General features: G+C 22.8%; 4 protein-coding genes. All 4 read left to right on the top strand.

The genetic code is table 11. From position 1 onward, the window contains the following. The coding region (gene ftsY, locus ACERKK_RS12400) for a signal recognition particle-docking protein FtsY (protein ID WP_373773389.1) at window positions 1–815 on the top strand (815 nt) is incomplete at its 5' end. A 27-nt stretch (window positions 816–842) separates the two neighbouring features. Continuing rightward, a complete protein-coding gene (locus ACERKK_RS12395; protein WP_373773388.1) occupies window positions 843–1,739 on the top strand; it encodes a cache domain-containing protein in 897 nt (298 codons plus the stop codon). After that, on the top strand, window positions 1,736–2,401 hold the full coding sequence (locus ACERKK_RS12390) for a response regulator transcription factor (protein ID WP_373773387.1): 666 nt from the start codon (window positions 1,736–1,738) through the stop codon (window positions 2,399–2,401). The genes ACERKK_RS12395 and ACERKK_RS12390 overlap by 4 nt, the downstream gene beginning before the upstream one ends. Further along, the coding region (locus ACERKK_RS12385) for a sensor histidine kinase (protein WP_373773386.1) at window positions 2,385–3,294 on the top strand (910 nt) is incomplete at its 3' end. The genes ACERKK_RS12390 and ACERKK_RS12385, both read left to right, overlap by 17 nt.

Below are 3,294 nucleotides of genomic sequence, written 5' to 3'. Positions count from 1 at the left end.
CAAAAAAAGAGAAAATATCATTTGATGATATTGAAGAACTATTAATAGAAGCAGATGTTGAGTATGAAATTATTGAAAAAGCAATGGATGGTTTACCTGAAGAAATCACAAGAAAACAATTAAGACATAGACTTGTAATGCTTTTTGAACATGCTCCAATTGTAGATATGACAAATTTACCAAAACCATATGTAAGATTAATTATTGGTGTTAATGGTGCTGGAAAAACAACTACAATTGCAAAATTAGCTAATAAATTTAAATCAGAAGGTTCAAGTGTAATACTTGGAGCAGGAGATACATTTAGAGCAGCAGCAATAGAACAGCTTTCAACATGGGCTGATAAATTAGATGTACCTATTATTAAAACAAAACAAGGGCATGATTCTTCTGCGGTTGCTTATGATACTATTTCATCAGCTGTTGCAAAAAATATTGATAATGTAATTATTGATACAGCAGGAAGATTACAAACTCAAACAAACTTAAATAATGAACTTAAAAAAATTGTAAAAGTTTGTGAAAAAGCACAAGTTGGAGCACCTCATCAAAAACTAATGATTTTAGATGGAACACAAGGTAATACAGCAATTGCACAAGCAAGAGCATTTAATGAAATGGTTGGAATTGATGGAATTATTGTAACAAAACTAGATGGTACTGCTAAAGGTGGTGCATTATTCTCAATTTCAAATCAACTTGAACTTCCAATTTTTTATGTTGGAGTTGGTGAAAAACAAACAGATTTAATCGAATTCTCACCAGATGATTTTGTAGATTCATTACTTGATGAAATTTTTACAGAAGATAAATAATATATAAAAATACAAAAAGGTATTTATTTGAATATAAATGTTTTAAAAACAAATAAATACCTTCTTTTTCTTAGCTTTTTAACCCTATTCTTTATTATATTTATTTTTTATCTACTTACAAATATAAATAATAATGAGCAACTTATCTCAAAACTTGAAAATTCACTTATTTATACAAAAAATATATTTGAAGAAGAGAAAAAATATGCTTTATCTTTAGCAATATTATTATCAAAAGATAAAGAGATTATAGATTCCTTTTTAAAAAAAGATAGAAAAGAATCTTTTATTCTTGTAAATAAAAAGATTTCAACATTGAAAAAATTACAAAATAGTGATATTGAAGTACAGATTCATAATAAAGAATTAAATACATATTTAAGAAGTTGGGACTTTTCTATCAAAGATATTCCTCTTTCTTCTTTTAGGCAAGGTCTTGTAAAAGTAAAAGAATCTTTAGAACCCTTAGTTTCCATTGAACTTGGAAAAAGATTAAATATTAAAGCAATTTCACCTTTGATAGTAAATAACAAATTTGTAGGCTCAATTGAGATAATTATCAATTTTAAAGGCTTAACAAAAAAATTACATAAGAACTCTTTAGATATGTATGTATTACTTGATAATAAGTATTTAAATGAAAAAAGTGAATTAACAAATAATCAAAAGATTAATGACTTTATATTAATAAATCAAGATATGATAAATTCAAATATTTTCAAAGATATTAATCTAAGAAATCTAGAAGATTATGGTTATTTTACAAATGAAAATTTAGCTTTTTCATATTTTACTTTTTATAGTTTAGATAGAGAAAAATTGGGTTATGTTATTATCTCATCAAAAAACAATAAAAAAACACAAGTTAATAGCTCTTATAAAAAACAAATAAACAATACAAATCATAGGATAATAATAGAATGAAAATACTTTTACTAGAAGATGATTTTGATTATAAAAATAGTATTAAAGATTATCTTGAATCACTAAATTATGAAATAGATGATTTTGAAAATGGAGAAGATGCTTTAAATGCTATTTATGAAAATTCTTATCATCTTCTTATACTTGATATAAGAGTTCCACTATTAAATGGTTATGAATTAGTAAAAAATATTAGAGAAAACAAAAACAATACTCCTGTTATTTTTATTACTTCTTTAACTGATATTAATAACCTTAGTTTAGGTTATGAACTAGGATGTAATGATTATATTAAAAAACCTTTTTCACCTAAAGAATTAAAATATAGAATAGAACAACTTATTAAATCTTTTTATTTCTCAACAAATGAAAGTCTTATAAAATTAAATGATGATTTTTCATATGATATATTAAAAAAAGAACTTAGTAAAAATGATAAGATAATTAATTTAACAAAAAAAGAGAGTCAAACTATTTTTTGTCTTATTATAAATAAAAACCAATTTGTTAGTATTGAAAAACTTCGTTGTGAAGTTTGGAATGAAAAGTTTATAAATGAATCAGATATTCGAGTTTGTATTAAAAATATAAGAGATAAAACATCTAAAGAGTTTATTAAAAACCAAAGAGGTGTAGGATACAAGATTGAAAGAGTTTCATAATAAAAATCATATAATCAAACTTAGTTTTGCTTATACTATTAGTATTATTGTTCTTATTTGTATTCCTGCATATTTATATATGCAAAGTGAAATAAATAGTTATAAGTTTAATCAGTATAAAAGTATTGATGAACATACTTTAGTAATTCAAAGAGCTATATATGATTTTAATGATTCAAAAAAAATGATTTTTAGATTTCCTAAATCTTTTTTAATGGATTCATACCTTTTATCAAAAGATAAAGAGCTTATCTTTTCTACAACATCACAAGCACTAAAATATGAAAATAATATTTCAAAAGAGATTATCTTAAGTTCAAATAGATTAAATGCCAAATATCTAATAGTAACAAAAGAGTTTTCATATAAACAAATATATTTAAAAATTGCAATTTTAACACTTTGTATTGGACTTTTTATATTTATCTCTGCATATTTGATTATTAAACAAAGTATTAATCCTTATAAAAAAGCAAATGCTTATTTAGATGCTTTTTTTAATGATGCCATGCATGAATTAAAAACACCTCTTGGAGTAATACAGTTAAATTTAGAAATATTAGAAGAAAAACAAAATAGTAAAGAGTTAAAAAGATCATTAAATGCTGTAAAGAATCTTCATTTAATTTATGATGATATTGAATATTTAATTAAAAATAAAAGAGTTAACTACCAAAAAGAAAACAGTGATTTTACTGAACTTTTAAAACAAAGAATAAATATTTTTGAAAGTCTTGCTTTATCAAAAGAGATAAAATTAAACTGTATCATAAAAGATGATATAAATATTGAATTTAATAGAACAGAACTTCAAAGAATAATAGATAATACAATCTCTAATTCAATAAAATATTCAAAAGCTAAAAGTAATATTAATATCTCACTTATAAAAG

Origin of the sequence: Poseidonibacter sp. (assembly GCF_041821165.1) — a bacterium.
Classification (GTDB): Bacteria; Campylobacterota; Campylobacteria; order Campylobacterales; family Arcobacteraceae; genus Poseidonibacter.
Note: the sequence above shows the minus strand (reverse complement) of the source record. Positions and strands in the feature narration are given on the sequence as shown.

Bases quoted from the DNA above. Each gene is read 5' to 3' on its own strand.
- ACERKK_RS12390 (WP_373773387.1), top strand. From the start codon at position 1,736: ATGAAAATACTTTTACTAGAAGATGATTTTGATTATAAAAATAGTATT.